Here is a 25,160-nt window from a genome sequence, read left to right as displayed (position 1 = left end):
TAAGTTATGTCCAATGCTGCAACGATTGAAAAGTATGAACACATCATCTCGAAGCTTATACGGCAAATGAAAACTTTAAAACCAGCCTTTCAAGAAAATGTTGCGATTGGCATTGTTTCTATGGACAATTGGGAGTGGCCTCAGGGCGTTGGATTGTTTGCTTTGTACTCCTATTATAAGGAAACAGGCAACTTGATGATTAGAAATGAGCTCATTCAATGGTTTGACAAGCGGATCGCTGAAGGTTTACCAGACAAGAACGTAAACACGATGTGCCCAATGCTGACGTTAAGCTATTTGGCTGAGGAAACAGGGAATCCGACTTATGTGGCGCTTTGCAGAGAATGGGTCACCTATGTCATGGAAGATATGCCTAGGACGGACGAAGGCGGGCTTCAACATTGTGTTACCCGGAATCTGAACGAGGGACAATTGTGGGATGATACTTTGTATATGACCGTTTTGTTCGTTGCACGTATGGGTGTCCTGTTACAAGATGATGCCTATTTCCAAGAGAGCATCAGACAGTTCCTAGTCCATCTCAAATATTTATCGGATGTGAAGACAGGACTATTCTTTCACGGGTGGACATTTCTCGGGCATCATCATTATGCGCAAGCCTTATGGGCACGTGGCAATTCTTGGTATACAGCAGGACTGGTCGATTATCTGGATATCGCTCCTCTCCCAGCGGGGGTAAGTCAGTTCCTGATCTCGTCGCTCGAACGACAGGTGAGAACACTTGCCGCACTTCAGCATGAAAGCGGCCTATGGCATACATTATTGGATCAGCCTGATTCGTATTTGGAAACATCGGCTTCTTCAGCATTCGCCTATGGCATCTTGAAGGCAGTGCGGAAAGGTTTTATTGATGAGCGTTATCGCGCTGTGGGACTGAAAGCACTGGAAGGAGTCATGAGCAAAATTGATGATGAAGGAATTGTCCATGGTGTTTCTTACGGTACAGGCTTAAAGAATAACCTTGATTATTACCGCAACATCAAACAATGTCCGATGCCGTATGGGCAGTCCATGGCATTGATGCTCATGGTGGAAGCATGTAAATAAATCAACCGAATATCTCTCGGAAGTCCATGCAAGTGAGCATGGGCTTCTTTATATGCCATAGATATCCATATTTGAATAGCGAGTTTAGGTAATGAGGGTAATCAGTTTCGATTTTGAGGATGCATTCACGATTATGATGATGCTTATTTTCAGTGAGTTGTATTAAATTGGAGGAGAGTGTACGCACTCGACTTGAATGAAAGGAGTTCATAGATTAGATAGGATGCAAGGGTTCAAATGAAAATTAAGGGAGGATGTATTTATGCGAAAAGGTAAAAATGTAGGTATTGTTATGTTATTAATTAGTTTGTTTCTTACCATGATTCCTTTCGTTGGTTATGCGGCAGATGCGAAACTGACGGTCGCGGCATCTGGGGTAACGGCAAGTAGCGATGATGGGAATGTGCCTGCCAATACGGTGGATGGCAACTTAACGACACGTTGGTCAGCAAACGGAGATGGGCAGTGGATTAAATATGATCTGGGCGCAGTGAAAAAAGTATCTTTCATTAAAATCGCTTTTATAAGTGGAGATACGAGAACTTCGAATTTTGATATTCAAACATCTACAGACAATGTTACGTTTACGACGGTTCAGGCCAATGTGACGAGCAGCTTAAATACAAGCTTGCAGACCTTTGATTTCCCCGATGTAGACCCGGCCCGTTATGTGCGGATTGTCGGACATGGCAACTCTGCGAACTTATGGAATAGTTATACAGAGGTAGAAATTTACGGTGACACTTCTGCAAGCGCTTCCGTAGATACGAAATTCGCTATCGCTGGGGCTTCCGTAACTGCAAGCGCGGATGATGGCAACGTGCCTGCTAACACAGTGGATGGCAACTTAACCACTCGCTGGTCAGCTAGCGGCAACGGTCAATGGATCAAGTACGATTTAGGCTCAAACGTCAGGGTTGCCTATATCAAAATGGCCTTTGTAAGCGGGGATACGAGAACCTCCACGTTCGATATTCAAACGTCCACGGATAATGTGAATTTCACGACGGTTCAGGCGAATGTGACGAGTAGTTTGAATACAAGCTTACAAACTTTCGACTTCACGGATGTAGCGTCAGCTCGCTATGTGCGAATTGTTGGGCATGGCAACTCCGCAAACTTATGGAACAGTTATACCGAGGTGGAGATTTACGGTGAAGCCCCAGTAATACCGGGTGTTTCTGTTTCCACTTCCGCACAGTTAGCAACTGCCTTAAGCAATGCAAGTGCAGGTACGACCATCGTGCTAGCCAATGGGACTTACTCGCAAACAGGACCTTTTGTCTTAAGTAACAAAAATGGCACAGCGAGCAACCCCATTACGATTAAAGCAGCTAATTCAGGTCAGGCAATCATTTCCGGCGGTGCTTCACTTCAAATTCAGAATTCGTCTAATGTCGTAATCGAGGGATTGAAGTTCACAAACTTAGGAAATACAGCACTCCTTTTAGATGGTTCTAATAATATTCGAGTGACTCGAAATCGATTCGCTTTACAAGCAACTGGAGGAACACTGATCTGGCTGCAGGTTAGTGGCGTCAATAGTCATCATAATCGCATTGACCATAATGATTTTGGTCCGAAGAGCGACACGGATCCGCTTATTGCCTATCAAGGTGACGGTAACGGAAACATTTCTCAGTACGACATTATTGAATATAATTATTTTCATGATGTGGGTCCATGGGTCGCGAATGGCAAAGAAACAATCCGTCTTGGTTTATCCGGAATTTCCTTGTCCAATGGGTATAATACGATCCAGTACAATCTGTTTGAGAATTGCGATGGCGAACCCGAAATCGTTTCTGTGAAAAGCAGTAATAATACGGTTCGCTATAATACCTTCAAGACGTCCAAGGGTGGACTCACGTCAAGACATGGGCATAGCAACTCCTTTTATGGAAACTATTTCTTAGGTGATGGTGTAGAATCGGAACAAGCAGGTATCCGCATTTATGGCAACGATCATAAGATTTACAACAATTACATGGAAAATCTAACAGCCAACGCGATCATTCTTGATAATGCGGATTATGATGGGGGTACAAGTGGCTATCCGTCCAACCCATCAGCGGATGATTTGAAAGCACAATGGAAAATTTACCGAGCACAAGTCGTCAACAATACGATTGTGAACAGCACGACGGGGATCATCGTAGGTTCTGGTAAACCCTTAGCTCCTCAAGACAGCAGGGTAGCTAATAATATCGTAAAAAATTCCACAGGGACTCTGTATTATGAAGTTGGCACCACCAACACGGTATTTGAGGGGAACATAGGAAACGGCAGCACTGTAAGCAACAATGCTTCGAGGACAACTGCTCAAATCTGGGCAACAAACCCATTACTCACGACGGTAAACGGCTTGCAAAAGTTGTCATCCACAAGTCCGGCGATCAATGCAGCAGTAGGAAGCTATACGTATGTGACAGAGGATATGGATGGAGAAACACGTTCTTCTAATGACGTTGGAGCGGATGAACGCTCTTCAAGCACATCCTTTGGGAAACATCCACTGGTAGCAACAGAGGTTGGACCTAATGCACCATAAGTAAGGTATCGTTCGTTTAAAGATGATTATCAATCAAGAGCGCAACAGCTTGGCTGTGCGTTCTTAATTGATTTTGTAATCGTTATCATTTTCATGATGTAAAGGCAGGATAATAGATGTGAAAAGAGAATAGTATTCTTGTGTTTGCGTTACTTCCGAGCTTTTACGATCTTAGACACTGTTTATGAATGGGACTAACTCAGCATAATTACTGTGTGAGGGGACGAAGACGATATGGCAGGAAATAAAGCAGTTGTGTACAGCAAACCAGGAAGTGTTGAAATTCGTGACACGGATTATCCAGAATTAGTATTAAAAGATGGACCTGGCGTTAATCCATTGAATGTCGGTAGAAAATGCGAGCATGGTGTTATTCTCAAAGTGATAACTACGAATATTTGCGGTAGTGATCAGCATATGGTTCGAGGTCGGACAACCGCTCCTTCAGGGCTTATTTTGGGACATGAAATTACGGGGGAAGTCATTGAAGTAGGTCGTGATGTTGAGTTTATTAAAAAAGGGGACCTCGTTTCCGTACCCTTTAATATTGCCTGTGGCCGATGCCGTAGCTGTAGAGAGCGGAATACCAATGTTTGCTTAAATGTAAATCCAGATCGTCCAGGTTCTGCCTATGGCTATGTGGATATGGGTGGATGGGTTGGCGGACAATCCGAATATGTGATGGTTCCCTATGCCGATTTTCAGTTGCTGAAATTCCCGGACAAAGAGAAAGCGATGGAGAAAATTCTAGATTTGACGATGCTTTCTGATATTTTTCCAACAGGTTATCATGGCGCTGTTAGCGCAGGCGTTCGTCCAGGCTCGACCGTATACGTAGCTGGGGCAGGTCCAGTAGGTCTTGCTGCTGCGCACTCTGCACAGTTGTTGGGAGCTGCTGTTGTCATTGTTGGGGACCTGAATGCAGAGCGCTTAGCACAAGCGAAAAGCTTTGGCTGCGAAACCGTTAATTTGCGTGAGAATGCGGATCTAGCCGGGCAAATCGATCAGATTCTGGGATTGCCTGAAGTGGACTCAGCGATTGATTGCGTAGGCTTTGAAGCACACGGTCATGGTAAAGCACATGGCGAAGCACCAGCAACCGTGCTCAATTCCATCATGGAAGTTACGCGTGCAGGAGGCAGCTTGGGGATTCCGGGACTTTATGTCACAGGTGACCCTGGTGCAGTGGATGAAGATTCTAAGATTGGGACGTTGAAAATTCGGTTTGGTTTGGGCTGGGCCAAATCACATACATTTGTTACCGGACAGACACCCGTCATGAAATATAACCGAGATCTGATGATGGCGATTCTTAGTGGCAAAGCACAGATTGCCAAAGCGGTCAACGCGACCCTCATTTCCTTGGCCGAGGCACCTCAAGCATATCAAGAATTTGATCGTGGTGTGTCGCGGAAGTTCGTCATTGATCCACATGGACTTGTAAAGTAATTGCATTATTTTAATTTGAGGCTGTCCTACATATGGGGCAGCCTCTTCGCGTTGCTAACTATTTGACGCTTTCATTGTCAATTGCATAGGGTCCTGAATACCTTGTTATAGATGCCTAAGCCTACGGGATATAAGAAGAAAGGATATGATCGCTAACCAATGAAAAGGACATATAAGGTCAATGAGATTGCACGTTTAGTCAAAAAAACGCAAGGAACAGTCGTGGAATGGTCCAAACAATTTGCTGATTTTCTTCCGACCACCGCTGTTGGAGGAAGCTTAAGATACACAGAAGAAGCTATTGAAGTTTTTCGAGTCATTGCAAAAATGAAAGATGCGAATAAATCACATAAGATGATATACGAACACTTGCAAGAACTGAGCCAGAAAGGAATTCGTACGCCAATTGGTGAAGAGAACCCTGTCACTCCTTCATCTGTGACTGTTCCGGAAATGAACGTAGAACTTGTAGAAAACAAAGTTAACCCGAATATAAGTAATGAAATCTTGGAATTACGTAACTTGATGCAGTTTTTAACGCAGAAAATAGAAGCCAATAAAACCCCGAAGCGTATAAATGAACAAGTAGATGACAGTCAAATGGTTGGTATATCATCTATTTCAAGTGCTAGACAAGTCGCGCCAACTAAAAATTACGTCAACGTTCTGTTTGATGAGCTTACGAACGAAGTCGCAGAACTTCGTAATATTGTTCTTACATTTATGGAAAAGATGATTGAAGTCACGAAGGACGCTAATCAGGATGAACGTTTTACAAAAATAGCTGAATCCTTAAATCTTCAATTTAATGGCATTTCCGAAGAAGTTGCAGAGCTGCGTAATATCATCAAGATTTTTACTTACAAGGTTGCTGAGGTCATTGAACAAGACGACAGCAACGAAGTTGCCGCTAACATTGATGTACTCAACCTACAATATAAGAGTGTTTCAGAGCAGGTTAATGAACTACAGCATGTTCTCTATACCGTTCAGCCTAGGATAATAGAAACGCTGGAGCACGATCTCAAAGGTGAAATGCTTGCAGGAACGAAGAAGCTGCAAGATCAACAACATGAAAGCTTCACGAAGTTAGAAGATGAGCTCCAAGAGCTCAATACCGTTCAACTCAAGACGACAGAAGCACTGGAGCAAAGTCTCAGAGAAGAAATACTTGCTTCAACTAATGAGCTGCACAAGCAACAACAAGAAAGTATCTCGACGTTGGAACAAGAACTCCAAGAGTTCTATACGGTCCAGCCCAAGATGAGAGAAGCTTTGGAGCATAATCTCAGAGGTGAAATGCAAGCAGTGACAAGTGAGTTGCAGAAACAATTTCAAGAAAGTGTATCGACGTTGGAACAAGAACTCCAAGAGTTCTATACCGTTCAGCCCAAGATGAGAGAAGCTTTGGAACAAAATCTCAGAGACGAAATACTGGCATCGGCAAGTGAGATACAGAAGCAGCTTCAAGGAAGTGTCTCGACGTTGGAGCAAGAACTCCAAGAACTCCAAGAGATCACTACTGTTCAGTCCAAGTTGACAGAAGCCCTGGAACAGAATCTCAGAGGTGACATGCAGGCAACAACAAGTAAGATAGAGAATCAACTTCAAGAAAGTATCTCCAGATTGGAACAGGAGCTCCAAGAGCTCACTACGATTCAGCCCAAGTTGACAGAAGCCCTGGAACAGAATCTCAGAGGTGACATGCAGGCAACAACAAGTAAGATAGAGAATCAACTTCAAGAAAGTATCTCCAGATTGGAACAGGAGCTCCAAGAGCTCACTACGATTCAGCCCAAGTTGACAGAAGCCATGGAACAGAATCTCAGAGGTGACATGCAGGCAACAACAAGTAAGATAGAGAATCAACTTCAAGAAAGTATCTCCAGATTGGAACAGGAGCTCCAAGAGCTCACTACGATTCAGCCCAAGTTGACAGAAGCCATGGAACAGAATCTCAGAGGTGACATGCAGGCAACAACAAGTAAGATAGAGAATCAACTTCAAGAAAGTATCTCCAGATTGGAACAGGAGCTCCAAGAGCTCACTACGATTCAGCCCAAGTTGACAGAAGCTCTGGAACAAAATCTCAGGGGTGACATGCAGACAACGACGACTGAGTTAAGGAATCAACTTCAAGAAAGTATCTCGAAGATGGAGCAAGAACTCTGTACCATTCAACCCAAGATCACTGAAGTTTTGGAGCAAAATCTCAGAAATGAAATGCATGCAGTGACCTATGAATTGCGCAAGCAACATAAGGAGAGTATCACAGAATTAGAGCAAGAAATGCGTAATAATTACGCTATCAATACAAAGAAATTAAATGAGCTAATCGATGAGGCAGTTAACAATCAAGCAGCTTCAAATGAAGAATTACTGGACAATCGATTTGACACGATATCGATACAGTTGTCTTCTCAACAACGTTTGCTTGATAAGCTTGCCAAATTTTTAGGCATTTAAGCAAGGACGGCATATAGAAGGCCACACGAACTGTGTGGCTTTTTTTATGTGCAGACTTTTTTGTTCTAAACGATGCTCCATACCGAGAGAATCCCCTTATTTTACCAAATAGTATGATACAATAGATCTTAAAAATTAATATGTTAATAATTATGGAGTGTGAAAAATGTGAGCGTTATTTTAAGTAAAGTCGGAGGCATTTTTATTCCTGTGAGTAACATTAGAGACGCAAGAGAATGGTATTGCGGCATTCTTGGACTGGAACCTACATTTAATATTATCGCTGACCATCTTTGTTGTATACCATTGGATAATAATGGGTCAAATCTTATTTTGGACAGTAAAATATATCATGTGGATGCTACTTATAGAAATCCAGCATTCCATTTTAACACAGATGATATACAGAAGGCTTACCAATTCATGACAGATAGCAATGTTGAAATAGTCACAGGTATCGAACATGGACATTGGTTTAATTTTAAAGATCCAGATGGCAACTTGTTGATGGTTTGCAAATGTTGAGGGAGTAATGCGAGGATTTCTATACATATGAAGCTCACTATGCTTACTTGAGTTTCGCGTGCGACAGGCGTCACCTAGCTCTGCGGAGTACGAAATGATAAAATGGTTGCGTGCGCGGAATATAAGAATGATGGAGGAACAACCTGTGCAAGTAACCATTGGTAAAATAAGTGAAATCAATAGGTATCCTATTAAGTCATTCGCAGGTGAGCGGTTGACATCTTGCCAAATTGAAGCCTATGGGATGCTAGGAGATCGGTTTGGGGCCTTTTATGATGAATCCAAATCGGGCTGGTGGCGATATGTTACGGCACGAAATATGCCTAACATGTTGACTTATCAAGCAAGTTATCTCAATGGAGATATCCATATATCAGCTGCTGATGGGCGAACATTCGGTTGGGATGACGCACTATTGAAAGAGATGCAAACCCAAACGAAGACTCCCCTTACCATGTCGCGATTAAAAGAGCAGCATCCAGAGCATCCACATCTACTCTCCGTTGATGGTGCCAGCATTCTTCTTATTACAGATGCTAGCTTAAGAAAACTCGAGAGTTTGTACGGCAAGGACTTGGATCAACGACGGTTCCGTGGCAATTTCGTAGTCGCGTTAGATGAACATGCCTGCTCCGAAGGAGAATGGATAGGTCGACAGATTGCTATAGGCGAAGTACAATTGCAGGTAGACAGCTTCTGTGATCGATGCATGATGATCACGATAGATCCGGATACGCTGGATAAGGATCCTTCGGTACTCAAAAAAGTAAATGAAGGCTTTGACCTGCAGTTTGGTGTTTATGCTTCTGTCGTTCAAACAGGTCAAATTCGACTAGGCGATTCGGTCAAATTCCTGTAATTCAGCATCTCTTGTAGCGGATAGGGACAGTCAAGTTTAAGTGAGGTATGCGCATGGAAAGAAAATATTGGGTCCCAGCACTGGAAAGAGCACAGGATGTTCTCCAGTTAGTAGCGGAACAGCCCTCTAGGCTAAGGTTGATGGACTTGAGCATTGCAACGGGGATTAATAAGAGCACGATGTTTTCGCTTTTACATACGATGGAGACGTTGAATTGGGTCATCAGAGAAAAAGGGGATACCTATGTGCTCGGCTCCTTTTTCGGTGTCATTGGCAATGCATATTTCGCTGGCATGTCGCTAGTGAAATTATTTGAGGAGAAAGCTACTCGTTCCGTGGAGCGACTCGGCGAAACCTTTCAGTTGGCTAGATTGGAGAAAGGTGAGCTTGTGTATTTGGCCAAAAAAGAGGCACCAGCGCAAGTTCGTCTCATCTCTGAGCCTGGTATGCGTTTGCTTGCTTACGCGACGGCGATGGGAAAAGTATTGCTCTCTGCTTTGGAGGATGCACAGGTGCTTGCCTTGTACGAAGAAGGCAGCTATCATGCTTTTACCCCGAAGACTGTTCAAAGCGGAGAAGAACTGCTGAAACAGCTTCGCATGATAAGAAAACAAGGCTTTGCAGTGGATCAAGAGGAGATCGTGCTCGGCTTCTGCTGCTTGGCCATGCCGGTTGTTGATCGTAACGGTAAGTGGATAGCGGCTGTAAGTTGCTCGATGCCCGTACATCAATGGACGCAGAAACAAGAGCTAGCTAAGGAAGAGATTCAGATCCTCACACAGGCGTTATCGGCAACCGTACCGCTGTAGCCACCAAGATGAAGTTTCAGGTAAACCAGTTAACACCCGCGGGTATCGGGTTGTATCTGGTTTATTTTGCGTTGACGCGAAAGATAGCTGATGATAGACTTAGTCTATGGAATTTTATAAACTAAGTTTACTATAATAAACTAAGGGGTGGAGCCAAGTGAGATTACTGAATAAAGTAATTCTGATTACAGGTGCTGGTTCAGGTATCGGGAGAAGCACAGCGCTTCTTTTTGGAAAAGAAGGAGCACACGTGATCGTCAATGATTTGGATGCGGTCAAAGGTGAGGAAACAGTCTCCGAAATTCAAGCTAACGGTGGAGAAGCGCTCTTCTTGCAAGCCGATGTAACGGATCCAGATTCCGTCAAAACGATGGTAGACCGAGCAATCGAAGCGTGTGGACGAATTGATGTGCTATTTAATAATGCAGGAATTAGCGGTGTTGGTGCCCTGCATGAGCTGGAGCCAGACCAGTGGGATCGTGTCATTCGTGTGAATATTCGCGGCGTTTTCTTGCCGTCCAAATATGTAATTCCCCATATGATGGAAAAGCGCAGTGGGTCCATTATTAACATGTCCTCCTGTATTGCGGAGATCGGGTTAGCAAGACGTGCTTCCTATGCAGCTACCAAAGGTGCTGTACTGGCGTTGACGAAATCGATGCAGGTCGATTATGCCCCCTACCAAATTCGGGTAAATGCCCTGTTGCCTGGCACGATTTTAACACCTTTTGTTGAGAATTATTTGAAAACCTCTTATGATGATCCTGAGGCTGCCATTGCCGCTCTTAAAAGTAGACAACTTAGCAATGAGCTCGGAACTCCAGAGGATGTAGCGCAAGCTGCCTTATTCCTAGCATCCGATGATTCCAAATTCATGATGGGCTCTCCCTTGTATGTTGATGGTGGCGTTGTGTTCGGTAAGAATGCGTAAATAAAGGACCAAATTTCCAATTATTTGAAAAGAGAGGATGTTAACTTTGAAACTAGTCACAATTGATCATTCCGGCAGTAGTCATCTTGGTGTGAAGTTAGACAACAATGTAATTGATATAACAGAGGCATTGAAAGCGTTCCCGGAGGAAGGGATTCCAACGGATGTCATGTCCGTTATTGCGAACTCTGAAGCTGTGATTCCTGGGCTTGAACGTTATATTGCAAGAGTCCTTGAAGGGGCAACAGCGGGAACTGCGTACCTTCTGGATGAATCTCAAGTCAGTTATGGTCCGTGCGTTACTAATCCAGGTAAAATCATCTGCGTTGGCTTGAACTATCGTAAGCACGCCGAAGAAACGAATGCGGCAATTCCTCAGTATCCGATTTTGTTTAATAAGTTCAATAACACGATTGCCTCACCTGGCGATGATATTCCGCTTCCGAATCGTGTCACAAGTCAGGTTGATTATGAAGCTGAGCTTGTTATCGTCATTGGAAAACAGGCGAAATATGTGTCCAAGGAGCAGGCATTAAGCCATGTGTTTGGATATTGCAATGTGAATGATTTATCGGCGCGTGATTTGCAAATGCGTACACAACAATGGCTGCTGGGGAAATCCTGTGATAAATTCAGTCCACTGGGCCCGTATCTGGTTACGGCGGATGAAGTCGGTGATCCGAATCAGTTAACGATTACTTGCACGGTAAATGGAGAGACAAGACAGAGTTCGCATACATCGGATATGATTTTCCACTGTGATGAAATCGTCAGCTATATTTCCCAGCATATGACGTTGTCGCCTGGTGATATTATTTTGACAGGAACGCCTGAGGGTGTTGTGCTTGGTAAGCCGGTAGATCAACGTGTTTATTTGAAACATGGCGACGTGGTTACGATTGAAATTGAAAAATTAGGTGCGTTAACGAATCGCATGGTGGATGAGCAGCTATAGCCGATTTCGTAGATAACATGTATGATAAACCAAAATCGCTTAGTGAGAGAAAGAGACAGCCTGCGGGTTGTCTTTTTTTTGTTGACGGGTTCATGCAGCTCCTTCTTGTTCATTGTTGTATGCGATATTGGCGAGGAGATAGACCTGTCGCTTTCTTAAAAAGCGAGCAGAATTGCGTATCGTTGGAGAAACCACTCTCATTAGAAATGGCGGATATGGAGAGATCCGTTTGTTTCAACAGTCGTTTGGCCAGTTCGAAGCGCTTGGACATCACGTATTGCATAGGTGAAAAACCATATTCTTCTTTGAATAGATGGCGGAATCGATCATAGCTGTAGCCAACCAAATCTGCTAATAGGTCAACACTGATTTTCTGACTGACATTCTCATCGATGTAGTTTTTGGCGTATATGACCTTATCAACAGATGGCTCGGAGGTAATGAATTCATCATAACGGAGGAGTTCAATAATTAATTCGCCAACAAGATGATTCAGCTTAGCCGTATAGAAAGAGCGTTTATTCTGCATTTCAATGATCATTCTTTGCAGCAAGGCAAGAATCGCTCCTTCCGATTGGTCGAGATATAAACCTTCTCGAAGGGGATATTTGCCAAGCTCAGCTTGAAATCCTACAAATAGAACTTCGCTGTCAGTCGCATGTTTCTCGTCATGCAGAGTATGAGGCTTAATTAACGTGAAAGTGTCATCGTGAAAATGGTGAGTGTACTCTCCAACTCGAGTTGAGCCACTTCCTTGTATATAATAAACCAATTCATAGCACTGGTGTCTATGCGGATGAATCATCCCATTCTGAGGTCTTGTTGTTCGAAAAAGAAAATCCAAATGTCCATTCATCGCAGATGATCCTTCCACATGAAATATACCATAGATAGCCGAATCGTATAAAAAATAAGCCGATCTATGATAAAAATATACCACGAATTTAGGTAGAATATCTGTATATTCTCGATTGTTGAGTAAATATGTAAGCCAATTCATGATATAAAATGTGAGGAGTTTTCCTATGGAATATCCAATAATAACGGAATCGCAACGAATGGAACGCTTGAATGCAAGAACCGGCAAGATAAGAATGGTGTTGGATACGGATACATTTAATGAAATTGATGACCAGTTCGCTGTTGTGTATGCCTTGCAGTCGCCAGAGAGACTTCAAGTGGAAGCCTTCTATGCAGCACCTTTCTTTAACGAACTGTCGACTGGGCCGAAGGATGGCATGGAGAAGAGTTATCACGAGCTGCACAAAATTCTAAATCTGATGGGGCGTACGGATATTCCTATTTACAAAGGGTCTGAGACGTATCTACCAGGTCCGGAAACACCGGTGGAGAGCGATGCAGCCCGCAATTTGGTAGAACGTGCAATGGCTTCCTCGCCGGAGGATCCCTTGTACGTTGTCGCCATTGGCGCCATAACGAACGTAGCTTCCGCCATTCTAATGGAACCTCGTATCATCGAGAACATCGTTGTCGTTTGGTTGGGAGGGCATGCACTTCACTGGCAACATACGCTGGAATTTAACTTGGAGCAAGATATTCCTGCGGTGCGAATTATTTTGAATAGCGGTGTGCCACTCGTATTAATTCCATGTATGGGCGTTGCCTCGCATTTACAAACAACGTTATCCGAGATGAAAGATTTTGTGAAGGAATCCGGTGTGATTGGTGAGTATTTATACGAGACTTTCCGACAAGTTCATCCTGATCATTTCGCTTACTCTCGTGTCATTTGGGATATTTCAACGATTGCCTATCTGGTGGATGAACGAAACACACCAAGTGTACTTCTATCAAGTCCGATCGTATCCGATGAGGCTAGATGGAGCCAAGATCAATCACGACATCTCATTCGATATGTTCATTATATTGATCGTAATCTTGTATTTCGAGATTTTTTCCAGAAGCTGCATGGCTCCATCTAGGTTTTGATGGCACAAGGCTGGAATGGGCTACCGTAGGTTCGATGATAGGCGTGTTGTTTGGCAATAAAGGAATTTCTGCCCACTGGATAGAACCTGTAATGACACCTTGTATTCACCCTATATATACATTTTGAAAGAAAAAGGAGTCTAACCTGTATGAAGTCAGTACGCATAGCTGTTGTAGGCAGCCTGAATATGGATTTAGTCGTGTCCATGAGCCGTATGCCTAAGATTGGCGAAACTTTGCAGGGAGATGACCTGCATACCATCCCTGGAGGCAAGGGGGCTAATCAAGCTGTCGGATGTGCAAAACTCGGTGCACAAGTTGCCATGATCGGCGCGGTGGGCCAAGATGGTTTCGGGGATGTGTTGCTAGCCCAAATGACCGCTCATGGCATTCACACAGAGGCCATTGTACGCAGGGATGATTGTTCCACGGGTACGGCAACCATCTTACATACCTTCGATGACAATTGCATCGTCATTGTGTCAGGAGCAAACGGCAAAGTAACGCCCGAGCAAGTACATCAGCATGCTCAGCTCATTCAAGAAGCGGATGCTCTATTGGTGCAGCTCGAGATTCCGCTGCCTGCTGTGCAGGCAGCGCTAGAGATTGCACGTAAAGCAGGCGTTCGCACCGTGCTCAATCCGGCACCAGCGGTTAAACTGCCTGCTGAGTTGCTGCAGCTCGTTGACTTCATCACACCGAATGAAACGGAATTTGAGCTGCTCAGCGGAGCTACTTATGCTAATGAGAGCGAGCTGCTGGGGGGCATGCAGCAATGGGAAATGACGGGACCGCGGTTGTTGCTCACACGAGGTGAGAAGGGCGTGGCTATGCTGGTAGCGGGTAGCCTAACCACGATTCCAGCACCTCGCGTCCAAGTTGTGGATACGACGGGTGCAGGGGATGCGTGTAATGCAGCTTTCACTGTCGCGTTAGCTCGAGGTGAAGAAGTACTTGAAGCAGCTACGATTGCTGTTAAGGCGGCCTCGTTGTCGGTGACGCGCTTTGGTGCACAGGCGGGGATGCCGCTGCTTGCGGAATTAAGCTAGACGCCATATATGAAGCTCGGCCGGTGTTTTTCACGGCCGGGCTTCTTGCATTAGTCCGATTTCTCCGAATTAAACGGGGGACTCCTTTCCAAAAAGGAGCAATAGTCTGATTCTTACCGAACTATTTTCACATTGGCTACCGGGGGAGTAATTTGACTTTAATCGTCATGAATATGTCAATATTCCGATTTAAAGACACAATAACGATTTGTCTTTTATTCATGAACAGGGGTATACTTGATCATATTGATGATGCAAAGGAGCCTTCACATATGGATATTCCGAATCGAATTGCCATTGGGATATTAGGGCCAGAGGCTCTTGTGAATAAAGTATTGAGTGTGATTGCTACGTCCTTCCCGTCCTTCGAGCCTATCGCACGCGCATGTACGGCAGAAACGGCGTCAGAGATTGCCGAGCAACTGCTGATAGAAGTGGAAGTGCTGCTAGTTACAGGCCCGACACTCTATCGACGAGTCAAAGAGAACGTTCTTACCCATTTGCCTGTGCATATGATCCCGTTGACTGACACCGGGCTGTTTAGTGCGTTGTATCGGCTGCGCAGTAAGCCGCAGCTTCATGCGGTGGATGCGATTTTTAGTATTGATTCTTTTACATCCTCAACGTTAAGTAGGCATGTCAAAGAGATTGGTGAAACCCCATCGAGCTTCCTGATCTATGATGGCGTACCGTACCCGCAAGTGGAGACGATGACGCAATTCCATGAGGAGGCTTTCCTTAGGGGAGCAACGAAAGCAGCGCTTACCACAGATATTCAGGTCGCTGACGCGCTTAACAAGCAAGGGATTCCGTGTGAGTGGATTACACCGACCGATCAGAACATAACGGTGGCCTTGGAACGTGCGCTCCTCTCAACGGAAACACGGCGCAGCAAAGAAGCGCAGATCCTAGTTGGCATGATCAATGTAGATGAATTCGGCAAAAAACTGCAGCAACAAAGTACAGAGCATGATATTCAACGCTTCAAGCTAGAAGTGCACAGAAAACTGATCGACTATGTAGAGTCGTTAGATGGTTATTTAACACATCTGGGCGCTGATGAGTATTTGTTTTTTACGACACGGGGGATTTTCGAACGCGAGACGGTTGGCTATAAATCGGTGCCACTCGCACGGGAAGTTTGGAAATCACTGGGTCTCTCTCTTAGTATGGGTATTGGCTTCGGTCGCAGTGCGAATGAAGCGGGTACGCATGCTCGCCTTGCGCTGCGCAGATGCAAAGAAGCCGGAGGCAATACCTGCTTCATTGTGCGGGAAGACAAGACATTGATTGGCCCTCTGGAGATGGCTGACCCACTCAGCAGGGATTTGTCGATGACAGATCCTGAGCTGCTGAAGAGTGCAGAAGATGCCGGGATGACATCGACGTATTTGAGTCGTCTTATGACGACTGTAGCACGGACAAGCAAGCTGGATTACGAAGTGCATGAGTTAGCGAGTATCCTTGGGGTAACTGTCAGAAGTACGCATCGGCTCCTGCTGCAATGGATGGATCACAACTTGATTTCGAGTGTTGGCTATGTGAAGGTGCCGAAAGGAAGACCGAAACAAACGTTCCGACTTCACTTTCTGGAGAATTTGGCGGCTGATCCCAGCAGAGTCTAAGCTCTAGAAGATAAACCGTTCCAGCGCTGGCTTCAGCCATATGGAGCGGTTTCTTTCTTTTTAGACATGTAAGATTGTAGTTATTAGATGTCTTGGGGGAAGCGAGTCTTACCCCATAGCTAATAATGGCGCGATGAAGTGTGCCATGAGCACCAGGGGAATAGATGGATTTCCTCCAGTTAAATTTTGGGATTTCCCGATAAAACGCAGAATAGCTGGAAAACATACAGTTAATTTTGAGGATTTTAGCCGATCGGAACAAAAGAGACAGTTTTAGCTACATGTTTTACTGTTAAATTGAGTTTCCGAGGAAATTACGAATAATTAGCTGTACATTTTACAGTTAATGGAATATTTCGCGGCTCATGCTACTCCAAACCTACAAACGCCACCAACTACCTCCTGACCGTCCCGCACGCCGAGCTCCCGAACACCCGCAAAATCGGATGTTATTTCGTTTAACGAAGAATGTGGAGAGATGTTATGTTTATTTAAAGACAATATAAAGATTTGTCTTTTATGTTTGAGAGTCCGTATACTACAGTCAGGAAGCTTAAATATAGATCATGATGTGAGGAGATTGCGCGAATGAGAACATTAGAAGATTTGGATAAAGTCATGTCAACACCTTCACCTGCTTTAATACAATTTATGCAGGAATTAGAGGGAGATATTATGCTGCTTGGTGTCGGTGGGAAAATGGGACCGAGTCTAGCTAGGCTAGCGATGAATGCCATTCGGGCAGCAGGTGTTGATAAAAAGGTGTATGGTGTTTCGAGATTCTCCGAAAGTGGCTTGCAGGAAGAACTACAATCCTTTGGGGTAGAAACAATTGCCTGCGACCTGTTAAATGATGAAGCTCTTCAGGCATTGCCAGATGTTCCTAATGTGATTTATATGGCTGGTACCAAATTTGGGACTACAGGTAAGGAACATTTCACTTGGGTGATGAATGCCTATCTGCCAGGTCGCGTAGCTGAGAAATTTAGCAAGTCCCGTATCGTCGTGTTCTCAACAGGTAATGTATATCCATTCACACCAGTAACGTATGGCGGTGCTCATGAAGCGATTAGTCCAGCTCCAATCGGGGAATATGGGCAATCCTGTCTTGGGCGCGAGCGGATGTTCGAGCATTATAGTCACAAGAACGGAACACCAGTTTTGATCTATCGTTTGAACTATGCCATTGACTTACGTTATGGTGTTCTATTGGAAATTGCGAAGTCTTTAAAAGAAGGACGCGCCATTGATCTTTCCATGGGGCATTTCAATTGTATTTGGCAAGGGGATGCCAACGAAATTGCGATTCGCTCCTTGTTGGCGACACAGAGTCCAGCTAATTTCTTGAATGTGACGGGACCAGAAACCGTATCCGTGAAATATGCGGCACAGCAGCTGGGACAAAGGCTTGGGATTGAACCAATCTTCAAAGGTCAAGAGTCGGAAACAGCGTTGCTTAGTAACGCGGCGAAGAGTATGCAGCTATTTGGATACCCGCGTGTATCACTTCTCCAGATGCTGGACTGGGTTGCGGAGTGGATCGAGCATGGGGGCAGTATGATTAATAAACCTACTCATTTTCAAGAGCGAGAGGGGAAATTCTAACTATGACGCAACGTAGGGAATTAAGTAATGAGCAGCGCATAGCGTTGCATGATGGACTTGTCATTCCTGCACATCCGCTTGCTTTAACCGCAGATCGTTTGCTCGATGAGCAAAGTCAACGGGCACTGACACGTTACTATATGGCTTCGGGATCAGGTGGTATTGCAGTTGGTGTACATTCCACACAGTTTGAAATTCGTGATCCGAAATATAATTTGTACGAAAAAGTGCTTCGAATGGCTGCTGAAGAAGTGGAGCGTGCAGGACTCACTCGACCATTTATTAAGGTTGCAGGCATCTGTGGACCTACCGAACAAGCGGAGCAAGAGACAGATATCGCAATATCACTGGGCTATGATGCTGCCTTATTATCTATGGGAGGCTTGACCGGCTGGACAGAAGCACAAATTTTGGAACGTACAGCTCGTATTGCCGAGAAAATGCCTGTCATCGGCTTCTATCTTCAACCATCCGTTGGAGGTAAGGTATACAGTTTCGACTTTTGGAAGCAATTCGCGAACATTCCAGGCATTATCGCGATCAAAATGGCCCCCTTCAATCGCTATCAAACGATTGATGTCGTGCGTGCTGTATGCTACTCGGAGCGCCGCGATGAGATTGCCCTTTACACAGGAAATGATGATAACATTATTACTGATCTATTAACTGTTTATAATTTCCAAGTTGAGGGTAAGAACATAGAGAAAAGAATAGTAGGCGGTTTACTTGGACATTGGGCAGTATGGACGCAGAAAGCAGTTGAGCTGTTAGACGAAATCAAGGGAATAAGAATGAACCCTACCCTCGCATCGGAATGGCTTACCCGTAATATCGAAGTAACGGAGACAAACGCAGCATTCTTCGACCCCGCCAATGGTTTTGCTGGATGTATTCCAGGTATTCATGAAGTGCTTCGTCGACAAGGCTTGATGAAGGGAACATGGTGTTTGAATCCGCATGAAGAATTGTCCCCAGGACAAACGGAAGAAATCGACCGCATGTACAAGGACTATCCACATTTGAATGATGATGCTTTTGTGAAAGCGAATCTCTCAGATTGGTTAGCCGAGTAAGGAAATGATAGCCCTCCAGCTAAGTTTCTGATACATTGAAAGAATGTAATTTACTTATTTTGGGAGGGTTTACAATGCGCATTCGATTGAATCGGTTTCCACAAGGTGTCACCAAAGCTTTAACGTTAAGTTACGATGATGGGAGGGTACATGATCGCAGACTCGTGCGTATATTGAATGAGTATGGGATCAAAGGAACCTTTCATTTGAACAGTAGTTTCTTGGGGAAAGAAGGCTATATTGAGGCATCCGAGGTTGCTTCCTTGTTCGAAGGTCATGAGGTATCTGCGCATACCATTGATCATCCTTTTTTAGAGCAGTCACCAATGGATCAAATTGTTCGTGAAATTTCTCAAGATCGCGAAGCATTGGAATCTTTAGTTGGCTATCCTGTACGTGGCATGAGCTACCCCTTTGGAACTTACTCAGATCGTGTCATTCAGGCGCTTCCAACACTAGGTATTGAGTATGCGCGGACGGTTGCTAGCCACGGCAACTTTGAAATGCCGAAAGATTTCTTGGAGTGGCATCCATCGTGTCACCATAAGAACATGCTCGAGCTTGCCGATACATTCGTACAGTTAGAACAAAGACATTCACGCATGTCATTATTCTATGTATGGGGACACAGTTATGAATTTGAAAACGACAACAACTGGGAGATCCTTGAGCAATTTGGCGAGAAAGTAAAAGGTCGATCCGACATTTGGTTTGCAACCAATGCTGAAATTGTGGCGTATATGAAAGCGCTTGACAACCTGCGGTTCTCTGCAGATTGCCATATCATTCACAATCCTTCGGCAATCACAGTTTGGCTCAGCGCTGAAGGAGAAATTGTGGAAGTTCCGGCGGGTCAATTAATCAAAATTTAACAATTAACTGTAAAATTTCGTAAAATCGTGTAATTTGCTAATAGTTTCTTAACAATATTCAATTATGATAAAGGTAACAAAACGTGTGAGTTATCCACAATAGGAATTTCGAAATCGGAGGGATCAATATGGGACATCGTTATGAGTTGGAAGAGAAGATTGAGGCATTACGCAATGAACTGAATCTTGCTAGTCAAACATACGGCCTATTGTCTGAAACGGTATTGGAACTTTCTATCGAGCTGGATGAACTTTTGAATACCTATTATCAATTACTTTTTCTCCGAACCATCGCATGATTAGGTTGACCGAGTGTACACTTACGAGTGTGCATCTCGGTTTTTTTGTTTCTAAGAGCAGAAATTCCCCAAAGGAGAAGTGGGATAACAACCAAATGGATTGGGAGGACGGCATCGTCGTTTATTTTGGGAATACGTATCTTTTTGTCCGAATTTGTCATTATTTAAACTCATGTACGTAAAATGCATCACATCTTTCGTTGATATTGGTTGTACACTCGCTCCTTTAGACATGGTATAATTTGTTAGGAAATTATATGTATATTAATAGAAGCAGAAGTGGTAAATCAAAGGAGGATTCGTTCGAATGGCAGTATGGTTAGAGCAAGGAGATATCGTACTATTTCAAGGGGATAGTATTACAGATGCTGGACGTATTCGTGACAATGGCAATGATCTAGGCAGAGGCTACGCACTTATGACAGCTGCTCAATTTTCAGCGAAATATCCAGAGAAACAAGTTAAATTCTTAAACCGCGGGATTTCTGGCAATCGTGTGCCTGATCTACAGGGACGGTGGCAAGAAGATTGTTTGGACTTGAAACCTAATCTCGTTTCGATTTATATCGGTATCAATGATACATGGCGCAGATATGATCGCAATGACGGGACTTCAACGGAGACTTTTAAAGAGGGATACCGTCAACTCTTGGATCAAACCGCAAGCACAGGAGCGAAGTTGCTTCTTATAGAGCCTTTTGTACTACCTGTACCAGAAGATCGTAAGCTATGGAGAGAAGATTTGGATCCGAAAATTACCGCTGTGCGTGAATTAGCAAGAGAATTCGGCGCGCGTTTATTATGTTTAGATGGCTTATTTGCACAAGCGTCAACACAAGCTGATAGCGCTTTCTGGGCACCTGATGGGGTACATCCATCACCTGCTGGACATGCTTTAATTGCCAATGCATGGCTGAAGGCAGTCGGGGCAACAGAGTAATTAATATTGGTTAGTTGAAGAAAGCTTCCGCTTGTTGCGAGAGGCTTTTTTTCATATTAGCGAAGAGGTCAATTTTTGACGTATAGAGGTAAAGATAATGACTAGTTTATTGAAATCGTTTGCAGTTATATTTAAAGGTAAACGAAATCGTAAGTGCATAGGGAGGTAGAACGATGAATAATCGATATCTATTAGATGCGTTGCTAGAAGCTGAAAGCGATCATGGCCGTTTATTTCACGAAGCTTTACAGGTGGCTACAACACCAATAAGGCATACAGAGAGTCCATTACTTACTACTGTCTATAACGAGGTTTCACCATTGGTCAAGGAGTTCGAGAGCAAGCCGATTGCAGCATTACCCTTTAGAGAGTGGGATTTGTATCGTTCAAAGGGAACTCGCATCGAATTCGAAGCACTCTATTTCGATCGTCGTCGACGGTTAGCGGCTTTGGTCGTAGCGGTTCTGAAGGGTGGCGTTGAACCTTATCTGCCGGCTTTAGAAGATACAATTTGGGCTATTTGTGATGAATATACGTGGTGTCTGCCTGCTCATCTGATGAATCATGATGCTGCCGTAGAGGGAGAAGAATATAAACATATTGATTTATTTACTTCAGAAACGGCCCATGCGTTGAGTGAGACTTGCCATTTGTTCCAAGCTCAGTTAAATGGTCTTGTGGTAAGAAGGGTTCAACGCGAGATTATGGCGAGGGTTCTCGAGCCTTATATGACACTCAAAAGAGCTTATTGGTGGGAAACGTGCGATATCAATTGGTCCGCTGTTTGTGCGGGGAATATCGGTATGACGGCCATTTACCTCATTCAGGATTCGAAAACGCTGATGCCTGTCATTGCGCGAGTACTCGCATCGATGGATTGCTTTCTTGAGGGGTTTTCAGAAGAAGGGGCCTGCTTGGAAGGCTTGGGTTACTGGTATTATGGCTTCGGCTATTACGTCTACTTCAGTGAACTTCTGAAGCAGCGTACAGGCGGAAAAGTGGACATTCTTCAATCGAGTGCCAAAGCTCGCAGAGTTGCTCAATTCCCACAAACCTGTTTCCTGCAGGGCAACCATATTGCTAATTTCTCTGACTGCTCAAGGAACAATGGCATTCAAATTGGCATTTTCAGCCGCTTGTGCGAGCAGTTTGCCGAGATTCGGATTCCAACATTGGACAATCAGCCAGTGACGATTGACCATTGTGGTCGCTTCGCTAGTGCCGTACGGAACGTGGTGTGGTTGAATGAAGCTTTGCTTCGTGAACGTGAAGAAATGCCGTTGCAAACGGATTTCTTGCCAGAAGCACAATGGATGGTGAGCAGGGCGAAGGTGGGCAACAAGCTCGTTAGCTTTGCAGCCAAAGGCGGGCATAATGATGAGCCCCATAATCACAATGACGTCGGCCACTTCCTATGGATCGTAGATGGGGTCAGATGGTTGGAAGATTTGGGAGCTGGCCTATACACCAAACAATATTTTGGTGAAGAGCGATACTCGATCCTTTGTAACAGTTCGGCGGGTCATAGCGTGCCAATCATCAATGGTAAACACCAGGAAGCGGGTATCCAGCATCGTGCGCAGGTACTAGCTGCGGAATGTACGGATGCGAGTGACAACTTCAAGCTTGAGCTCAGTCAAGCCTATGCCGTGCCACTACTTGAGAAGCTTGAGCGAAACTTCGAGTTTGATAAATTGCAAGGCAAGCTGACGATCTTGGATTCTTTTGAGTTCCGTGAGTCAGGCGCTTCAATAACAGAACGTTTCGTTACACAGCACAAGCCAGTAATCGTGCAGGAAGGTGAAATTCGGTTGGAGCTTGGTTTGGGTAAGCAACAGCAATTGATTCGATATGATGCGAAAGTGCTGAAGGCGTCGATTCAATCCGTGGAACATCAGAATCACGAGGGCGGGAGAGAGCTTGTCTACTTAATTGATCTATCTGCGGCTGAGGTGGGAGAGCAAGTGAGTATAGGGGTTACGTTGGAGCTGGAGTAGATAGCTGCATCCTAGAGTACCTCGGGGTGGCTTCTTTGCGGAACAAGTTGTAAAAATTACAGCTAAATTATCCATTTTCAATCGAATAGTACATTTAAATGGAAAACCTACAGCGATTTATCGGTATCTGCTGCAAATGCAGAAATCAGCCCGAAGTAGCTGTAGGTTTTATCCAATTCTAATCGTTCAACCATAGCCCAAATTGTTGCCGATACTGTAGCGGAGTTAAGCTGGTTTTGATTTTGAACATGCGAGAGAAATAGTTCGCATTCTCGATGCCAAGCTCATAAGAAATTTGAGAAATGGGCTTCACGCTAGTCGCGAGAAGCTTTTTGGCTTGTTCAATTTTGATGCTGTGAACGAAATGGAGCGGCGCCTGTCCGGTTTGTTTGATAAACAATTTGCGCAAATGAGAATCACTCAGCTGAACAAGCTCAGCTAACTCCTTGATTTCAGGCATCTGTTGCGGATGCGCATGAAGAAAATGGATGATGGTATGGATGCGCTTGTCCAAGTGTGAGTAATTGGAGCTGGAATCCGCCACATTTTCTGTACGCAGAAGCTCATACAAAATTCGAAGCAATGATGACTGCTGCAGAAGATGAACATAAGCTGTCTCATCATTCTCAGGAATAAGCATTTCGTGGACAATACGCTCAATCTTGCTGGCCTTATCCTCAAATAAATTCGGAAGATTCAGAAGCTGCACCCAGCTGCGATTGCTAACTAAGGAGATTTCGGCATCGAAGTTAATGCTTGTTAGCAATAATTCATCCGAAATGGCATGAAAACTAATCGTGCTATGGGCTGGCAAAATGATGATCTGGCCTTCATTGCACCGCATGGAAGCTTGATCAATTGCAAGCTGGAAGCTTCCCTTATGCACAAACCACATCACACAGTGACGTAGTTTGCGCTCTTTGGCCTGCCAACGATAATCAAGTTGATACTGTGTAATATGCAGAAATCGAATCTCCAACGCCTCGATCATCATTTGAAAAGAATTCAATGCGCATCCCTCCGCACCATGGATCTTGTCTGTTCCTATATTCTATCATGCCTGGATGCAGAGATGGCAACGATTTCCTATCTAATCCTGAGGCATCTAATCCTGAGGCACGACGCCCTTAATATCTTCGTTTCGGTTCAACCGATCCTCACCGTTCACGAGGAAGGTACGAATGCGCGAGGTGTCGCCGCCCCACTCGTCGATTTTGAACTTGACCTCTGGTGTTGTATAGCGAACTGAGAAGGCTACACGCGGTATATTTGATTTGTTATTTTCAGAACCATGGAAGGTAGCTTCATTGAAGAAGGCAATCTGACCCGGAGACATCTCAAGATCTATGGCCAATGATTCATCGATCGACTCCGCTGGCAAACCTTGCTCGAAAGCACTTTGATCTGTTCCCGTTGTAACATGCTCGACGATTGATTTGTGTGTGCCAGGAATCACGCGAAGACAACCATTTTCACGAATTGACCACCCTAAACTGACCCAGGCGGTCGCATTGATCGCCGGCTCCATCGGCCAATAATTGATATCTTGGTGCCACGGGATGAACTTATCATTATTAGGCTCTTTGTACCAGAAATGCATGGCCCACAAGACCAAGTCATCTCCAAGAATCTGCTTCATTGCGTTGACGATACTTGGATGCGTAGCTAGCGTATAGGCCCAATGATGCCGTTGATGCCAGGCGGATAGATTCATTTTGGTAGGACCAGGTTCAAATTTATTCTGTTCGATGACCTCAAAGAAACGGTTATAGTACATATCAGATTCTTCAAGCGAAAGTCCCTGCATTGGTCCACTATAGCCTTCGTTGACATATTGAGCGAGTGAGAATGGATTTCCTTTTGTTATCATGTGTGTAACCTCCAGTATTTACTAGCTTTTATTACTTGCTTAAGGTAATTGTAAGCTTCTCGGTACTTTCGAATAAGGAGGTAAAACGATTATGATTAGCACAAAACGATTATTTTGGTGGTAGCGGTCTATGCTACTTTGGTGTTAATTAGTCATATCGCTTTATGGCTAGAACGGTGATTGTAGAACTACTTAGGAAGGATACGGAAGATTTATGTCGAATAGATAGTACAATCGACCCATAGTGGGCACAAAGCTTAGGTTATT

General features: G+C 44.4%; 21 protein-coding genes. 18 read left to right on the top strand and 3 right to left on the bottom strand.

Annotated elements, in window-relative coordinates; all coding sequences use genetic code 11:
• The first annotated feature begins 6 nt into the window (after positions 1–6).
• The 9 genes from bglB to ACSQ8O_RS30875 all read left to right on the top strand — a co-directional run bounded on the left by bglB (position 7) and on the right by ACSQ8O_RS30875 (position 11,613).
• A complete protein-coding gene (bglB, locus tag ACSQ8O_RS30915; protein ID WP_436244760.1) occupies positions 7–1,068 on the top strand; it encodes a beta-galactosidase BglB in 1,062 nt (353 codons plus the stop codon).
• Between the two features lie 262 nt (positions 1,069–1,330).
• The gene (locus ACSQ8O_RS30910) at positions 1,331–3,619 is read left to right on the top strand and encodes a chondroitinase-B domain-containing protein (protein WP_436244759.1); all 2,289 of its coding nucleotides are present in this window, start codon (positions 1,331–1,333) and stop codon (positions 3,617–3,619) included.
• Between the two features lie 234 nt (positions 3,620–3,853).
• Positions 3,854–5,068 carry a formaldehyde dehydrogenase, glutathione-independent gene (gene fdhA / locus ACSQ8O_RS30905; protein ID WP_436244758.1) on the top strand — a complete coding sequence of 405 codons (1,215 nt, stop codon included), beginning with the start codon at positions 3,854–3,856 and terminating at the stop codon, positions 5,066–5,068.
• A gap of 159 nt (positions 5,069–5,227) precedes the next feature.
• On the top strand, positions 5,228–7,534 hold the full coding sequence (locus ACSQ8O_RS30900; RefSeq protein ID WP_436244757.1) for a MerR family transcriptional regulator: 2,307 nt from the start codon (positions 5,228–5,230) through the stop codon (positions 7,532–7,534).
• Between the two features lie 168 nt (positions 7,535–7,702).
• A complete protein-coding gene (locus ACSQ8O_RS30895) occupies positions 7,703–8,059 on the top strand; it encodes a VOC family protein (protein WP_436244756.1) in 357 nt (118 codons plus the stop codon).
• Between the two features lie 94 nt (positions 8,060–8,153).
• On the top strand, positions 8,154–8,918 hold the full coding sequence (locus ACSQ8O_RS30890) for an MOSC domain-containing protein (protein WP_436244755.1): 765 nt from the start codon (positions 8,154–8,156) through the stop codon (positions 8,916–8,918).
• Positions 8,919–8,971: 53 nt separating this feature from the next.
• Positions 8,972–9,727: an IclR family transcriptional regulator gene (locus ACSQ8O_RS30885; protein WP_436244754.1), complete on the top strand. Its 756-nt coding sequence runs from the start codon at positions 8,972–8,974 to the stop codon at positions 9,725–9,727.
• A 157-nt stretch (positions 9,728–9,884) separates the two neighbouring features.
• Positions 9,885–10,658 carry an SDR family NAD(P)-dependent oxidoreductase gene (locus ACSQ8O_RS30880; protein ID WP_236286556.1) on the top strand — a complete coding sequence of 258 codons (774 nt, stop codon included), beginning with the start codon at positions 9,885–9,887 and terminating at the stop codon, positions 10,656–10,658.
• 46 nt (positions 10,659–10,704) lie between these two features.
• Positions 10,705–11,613 carry a fumarylacetoacetate hydrolase family protein gene (locus tag ACSQ8O_RS30875; RefSeq protein ID WP_436244753.1) on the top strand — a complete coding sequence of 303 codons (909 nt, stop codon included), beginning with the start codon at positions 10,705–10,707 and terminating at the stop codon, positions 11,611–11,613.
• A 109-nt stretch (positions 11,614–11,722) separates the two neighbouring features.
• On the opposite strand, the gene ACSQ8O_RS30870 is transcribed toward ACSQ8O_RS30875, so the two are convergent.
• Positions 11,723–12,613, bottom strand: a complete 891-nt coding sequence (locus ACSQ8O_RS30870) for an AraC family transcriptional regulator (RefSeq protein ID WP_436244752.1) — start codon at positions 12,611–12,613, stop codon at positions 11,723–11,725.
• Positions 12,614–12,638: 25 nt separating this feature from the next.
• On the opposite strand from ACSQ8O_RS30870, the gene ACSQ8O_RS30865 reads away from it, so the two are divergent.
• The 9 genes from ACSQ8O_RS30865 (at position 12,639) to ACSQ8O_RS30825 (ending at position 23,023) form a co-directional block, all read left to right on the top strand.
• Complete coding sequence (locus ACSQ8O_RS30865; RefSeq protein WP_436244751.1) at positions 12,639–13,556, top strand: nucleoside hydrolase; 918 nt, start codon at positions 12,639–12,641, stop codon at positions 13,554–13,556.
• 156 nt (positions 13,557–13,712) lie between these two features.
• Positions 13,713–14,612, top strand: coding sequence for a ribokinase (rbsK, locus tag ACSQ8O_RS30860; protein ID WP_436244750.1), 900 nt, complete (start codon positions 13,713–13,715; stop codon positions 14,610–14,612).
• Between the two features lie 272 nt (positions 14,613–14,884).
• Positions 14,885–16,237 carry a hypothetical protein gene (locus tag ACSQ8O_RS30855; protein ID WP_436244749.1) on the top strand — a complete coding sequence of 451 codons (1,353 nt, stop codon included), beginning with the start codon at positions 14,885–14,887 and terminating at the stop codon, positions 16,235–16,237.
• 588 nt (positions 16,238–16,825) lie between these two features.
• On the top strand, positions 16,826–17,842 hold the full coding sequence (locus tag ACSQ8O_RS30850) for an NAD-dependent epimerase/dehydratase family protein (RefSeq protein WP_436244748.1): 1,017 nt from the start codon (positions 16,826–16,828) through the stop codon (positions 17,840–17,842).
• Between the two features lie 2 nt (positions 17,843–17,844).
• On the top strand, positions 17,845–18,915 hold the full coding sequence (locus ACSQ8O_RS30845) for a dihydrodipicolinate synthase family protein (RefSeq protein WP_436244747.1): 1,071 nt from the start codon (positions 17,845–17,847) through the stop codon (positions 18,913–18,915).
• Between the two features lie 74 nt (positions 18,916–18,989).
• Complete coding sequence (locus tag ACSQ8O_RS30840; RefSeq protein ID WP_436244746.1) at positions 18,990–19,787, top strand: polysaccharide deacetylase family protein; 798 nt, start codon at positions 18,990–18,992, stop codon at positions 19,785–19,787.
• A 128-nt stretch (positions 19,788–19,915) separates the two neighbouring features.
• Positions 19,916–20,086 carry a Spo0E family sporulation regulatory protein-aspartic acid phosphatase gene (locus tag ACSQ8O_RS30835; protein ID WP_436244745.1) on the top strand — a complete coding sequence of 57 codons (171 nt, stop codon included), beginning with the start codon at positions 19,916–19,918 and terminating at the stop codon, positions 20,084–20,086.
• A gap of 307 nt (positions 20,087–20,393) precedes the next feature.
• Positions 20,394–21,026, top strand: coding sequence for an SGNH/GDSL hydrolase family protein (locus tag ACSQ8O_RS30830; RefSeq protein WP_436244744.1), 633 nt, complete (start codon positions 20,394–20,396; stop codon positions 21,024–21,026).
• A gap of 173 nt (positions 21,027–21,199) precedes the next feature.
• Positions 21,200–23,023: a heparinase II/III domain-containing protein gene (locus ACSQ8O_RS30825; protein WP_436244743.1), complete on the top strand. Its 1,824-nt coding sequence runs from the start codon at positions 21,200–21,202 to the stop codon at positions 23,021–23,023.
• A 178-nt stretch (positions 23,024–23,201) separates the two neighbouring features.
• Here ACSQ8O_RS30825 and ACSQ8O_RS30820 read toward each other — a convergent pair whose 3' ends face one another.
• Together ACSQ8O_RS30820 and ACSQ8O_RS30815 are read right to left on the bottom strand one after the other, a co-directional pair.
• Positions 23,202–24,032, bottom strand: a complete 831-nt coding sequence (locus ACSQ8O_RS30820; protein ID WP_436244742.1) for a helix-turn-helix domain-containing protein — start codon at positions 24,030–24,032, stop codon at positions 23,202–23,204.
• A gap of 96 nt (positions 24,033–24,128) precedes the next feature.
• Positions 24,129–24,893 carry a phytanoyl-CoA dioxygenase family protein gene (locus tag ACSQ8O_RS30815; protein ID WP_436244741.1) on the bottom strand — a complete coding sequence of 255 codons (765 nt, stop codon included), beginning with the start codon at positions 24,891–24,893 and terminating at the stop codon, positions 24,129–24,131.
• Between the last annotated feature and the right edge of the window lie 267 nt (positions 24,894–25,160).

The sequence above is a fragment of the Paenibacillus sp. LjRoot56 genome (assembly GCF_964253335.1).
Classification (GTDB): domain Bacteria; phylum Bacillota; class Bacilli; order Paenibacillales; family NBRC-103111; genus Paenibacillus_E; species Paenibacillus_E allorhizoplanae.
This window is presented reverse-complemented; position numbering and strand designations above follow the sequence as displayed.

Coding starts and splice junctions, on each gene's coding strand:
- ACSQ8O_RS30830 (WP_436244744.1), top strand. CDS start 20,394: ATGGCAGTATGGTTAGAGCAAGGAGATATCGTACTATTTCAAGGGGAT.
- ACSQ8O_RS30890 (WP_436244755.1), top strand. CDS start 8,154: ATGATAAAATGGTTGCGTGCGCGGAATATAAGAATGATGGAGGAACAA.
- ACSQ8O_RS30885 (WP_436244754.1), top strand. CDS start 8,972: ATGGAAAGAAAATATTGGGTCCCAGCACTGGAAAGAGCACAGGATGTT.
- ACSQ8O_RS30910 (WP_436244759.1), top strand. CDS start 1,331: ATGCGAAAAGGTAAAAATGTAGGTATTGTTATGTTATTAATTAGTTTG.
- ACSQ8O_RS30855 (WP_436244749.1), top strand. CDS start 14,885: ATGGATATTCCGAATCGAATTGCCATTGGGATATTAGGGCCAGAGGCT.
- rbsK (WP_436244750.1), top strand. CDS start 13,713: ATGAAGTCAGTACGCATAGCTGTTGTAGGCAGCCTGAATATGGATTTA.
- ACSQ8O_RS30865 (WP_436244751.1), top strand. CDS start 12,639: ATGGAATATCCAATAATAACGGAATCGCAACGAATGGAACGCTTGAAT.
- ACSQ8O_RS30825 (WP_436244743.1), top strand. CDS start 21,200: ATGAATAATCGATATCTATTAGATGCGTTGCTAGAAGCTGAAAGCGAT.
- ACSQ8O_RS30870 (WP_436244752.1), bottom strand. CDS start 12,613: ATGAATTGGCTTACATATTTACTCAACAATCGAGAATATACAGATATT.
- ACSQ8O_RS30850 (WP_436244748.1), top strand. CDS start 16,826: ATGAGAACATTAGAAGATTTGGATAAAGTCATGTCAACACCTTCACCT.
- fdhA (WP_436244758.1), top strand. CDS start 3,854: ATGGCAGGAAATAAAGCAGTTGTGTACAGCAAACCAGGAAGTGTTGAA.
- ACSQ8O_RS30845 (WP_436244747.1), top strand. CDS start 17,845: ATGACGCAACGTAGGGAATTAAGTAATGAGCAGCGCATAGCGTTGCAT.
- ACSQ8O_RS30840 (WP_436244746.1), top strand. CDS start 18,990: ATGCGCATTCGATTGAATCGGTTTCCACAAGGTGTCACCAAAGCTTTA.
- ACSQ8O_RS30900 (WP_436244757.1), top strand. CDS start 5,228: ATGAAAAGGACATATAAGGTCAATGAGATTGCACGTTTAGTCAAAAAA.
- ACSQ8O_RS30815 (WP_436244741.1), bottom strand. CDS start 24,893: ATGATAACAAAAGGAAATCCATTCTCACTCGCTCAATATGTCAACGAA.
- ACSQ8O_RS30835 (WP_436244745.1), top strand. CDS start 19,916: ATGGGACATCGTTATGAGTTGGAAGAGAAGATTGAGGCATTACGCAAT.
- bglB (WP_436244760.1), top strand. CDS start 7: ATGTCCAATGCTGCAACGATTGAAAAGTATGAACACATCATCTCGAAG.